Genomic DNA, 2,131 nt, shown 5'->3' with positions numbered 1-2,131 from the left:
GGCGCGGCGGGTGTTGCCGCGCCCACCCCGGTGGTCCCGCGGGGCGGTCAGTTGACGAAGACGGCCGGGCCGCCCGCCTGGCTGGTGTCGGCCACCGGGCCGTACGTCGCGGAGAAGTAGCCGTCGGCCGGGCAGAGCGTCGAGCCGCCGCTCTTGGCGAAGTGCTCGGTGCGGAACGCCAGGCTGTGCGCGGCGTTGTCGGCGTTGCCGGTGAAGGCGCCGCTCAGCTGGTAGGAACAGGTGATGGTGCCGAACCAGGTGTCCAGGACGGCGGTGGCCTGGATCGTGCCGGCGGACCCGCCGGTGAGGGTGACCGGCAGGCCGGGCGCGTCGGAGACGGTGACGCCGTACGGCAGGTTGCCGACCGTCAGGCTGCGCACCGAGGTGACCCCGGTGACGTTGGCGGTGCACGAGCCGAAGGTCAGCCCGGTCAGCGAGGCGGTCGCGCTGCCCGGCGCCGCCGGGTTGCCCAGCACCGAGGCCGAGAGCTGCGACGTGGCGCAGGTGACGCCGGTGGTGCTGGTCGCGGTCGAGTAGAAGGTGGCCTTGGTGCCGGTGGCGAGCGGCGCGGCGAGCGCGTCGCCCACGGCGACGGCGGTACCGCCCGCGCTCCCGGTGGTGAGCACCGGACCGGCGGTGAGGGGCTGCGGCGACGCGGAGGCGGGGGCGGCGGCCAGAGCGCCGGCCGCGCAGACGGCGGCGGCGGTGACGGCGAGGTGACGGCTGAAGCGCATGGGAAAACCTCTTCCTCGGTGAGGGGCGAGAAGACGTCCTCTCGCGGCTCCCGAGCGGTGGGGACCGGGGAGCGCGCGGCGTTTCCGGTTTCCCTACGGTCCAGCCGTGACCGTGCGCCGTCAAGGCGATGGGACAAACTTGCTGACTTTTCGTCAATAAACCCCAACTCGCCGTCTCTGGGGGCTGGTTGACCGCCGTCTCGCCGACCCGACCCCGCGGCCCCGAGGGGCCGGAGCACCCGGCGGCCCCGCCGCCTGCGAGAATTCCGGCATGGCTGAGCACGACAGCGACCACGGCTACCTCCTGGACAACCGCCAGTCGGAGGCGGGAATCCGCTTCCGCGCCCTCGCCGAGCTGTTCGACCCGGTGACCTTCCGGCACGTCGACGCCCTCGGAATCGGCCCCGGCATGCGCTGCTGGGAGGTCGGCGCGGGCGGCCCCTCGGTGCCGCTCGGTCTCGCCGAACGCGTCGGCCCGACCGGCACGGTGGTCGCCACCGACATCGACGTCTCCTGGACCGCCCCCGCCGCCGGCGGCGTGATCGAGGTGCTGCGCCACGACGTGGCCGCCGACCCGCCGCCGCCCGGCGGCTTCGACCTGGTGCACGCCCGGCTGGTCCTGGTGCACGTCGCCGACCGCGCCGAGGCCCTGCGCCGGATGGTCCAGGCGCTGCGCCCCGGCGGCCGGCTGCTCCTGGAGGACGCCGACCCGGCCCTCCAGCCGCTGCTTTGCCCGGACGAGTCCGGGCCCGACGAGCGCCTCGCCAACCGGCTGCGGTCGGGCTTCCGCACCCTGATGGCCGGGCGCGGCGCCGACCTCGCGTACGGGCGGACGCTGCCCCGGGCGCTGCGCGAGGCCGGCCTCGTCGACGTCCGGGCCGACGCCTACTTCCCGATCACCTCGCCGGCCTGCGCGGTCCTGGAGGACGCGACGGTCCGGCAGATCCGCGGGCTGCTGGTGCGGGAAGGGCTCGCGACGGACGAGGAGATCGACCGTCACCTGGCCAACGTCGCCGGCGGCCGGCTCGACCTGGCCACCGCCCCGATGATCTCCGCCTGGGCGCGCCGGCCGTGAACCGCCGCCCGGGAGCGGATCGCCCGCCGGGCCGCCGGGACGCCCGGCCGTGCCGTCCACGCGGACGGCGAACTGCTGCGCCGCATCGCGCGCGGCGAGCGGCCGATCGAGTCCTGGACGCCGATCGCGCTGGACGCCCCCTGCCTGGCCGTGGACACCACCCGGGGCTGGAACCCGCCCCTGGAGCGGATCGCGGCCTTCGCCACCGGCGCCGCCGAGGATCCCTCCGGCCGGGCGGGGAACCGGGGCCGTCGTCGGTCTAACCTCGACGGTATGGACGCGTTCGAACACCCGGACGGACGGGCCGCCGTGCCACCGGGGG

At 75.8% G+C, this 2,131-nt stretch carries 2 protein-coding genes; one reads left to right on the top strand and one right to left on the bottom strand.

Features of this window, described 5'->3' with window-relative positions; genetic code table 11:
- Positions 1-47 precede the first annotated feature (47 nt).
- On the bottom strand, positions 48-734 hold the full coding sequence (locus ACIQOV_RS38670) for a Tat pathway signal sequence domain protein (protein WP_401055494.1): 687 nt from the start codon (positions 732-734) through the stop codon (positions 48-50).
- A 271-nt stretch (positions 735-1,005) separates the two neighbouring features.
- Here ACIQOV_RS38670 and ACIQOV_RS38665 point away from each other — a divergent pair, with 271 nt between their 5' ends.
- Positions 1,006-1,809: a methyltransferase domain-containing protein gene (locus tag ACIQOV_RS38665; RefSeq protein ID WP_359898524.1), complete on the top strand. Its 804-nt coding sequence runs from the start codon at positions 1,006-1,008 to the stop codon at positions 1,807-1,809.
- The last annotated feature ends 322 nt before the right edge of the window (positions 1,810-2,131 follow it).

The sequence above is a fragment of the Kitasatospora sp. NPDC091257 genome (assembly GCF_044757675.1).
Classification (GTDB): domain Bacteria; phylum Actinomycetota; class Actinomycetes; order Streptomycetales; family Streptomycetaceae; genus Kitasatospora; species Kitasatospora lactacystinica.
Note: the sequence above shows the minus strand (reverse complement) of the source record. Positions and strands in the feature narration are given on the sequence as shown.

Coding starts and splice junctions, on each gene's coding strand:
- ACIQOV_RS38665 (WP_359898524.1), top strand. CDS start 1,006: ATGGCTGAGCACGACAGCGACCACGGCTACCTCCTGGACAACCGCCAG.
- ACIQOV_RS38670 (WP_401055494.1), bottom strand. CDS start 734: ATGCGCTTCAGCCGTCACCTCGCCGTCACCGCCGCCGCCGTCTGCGCG.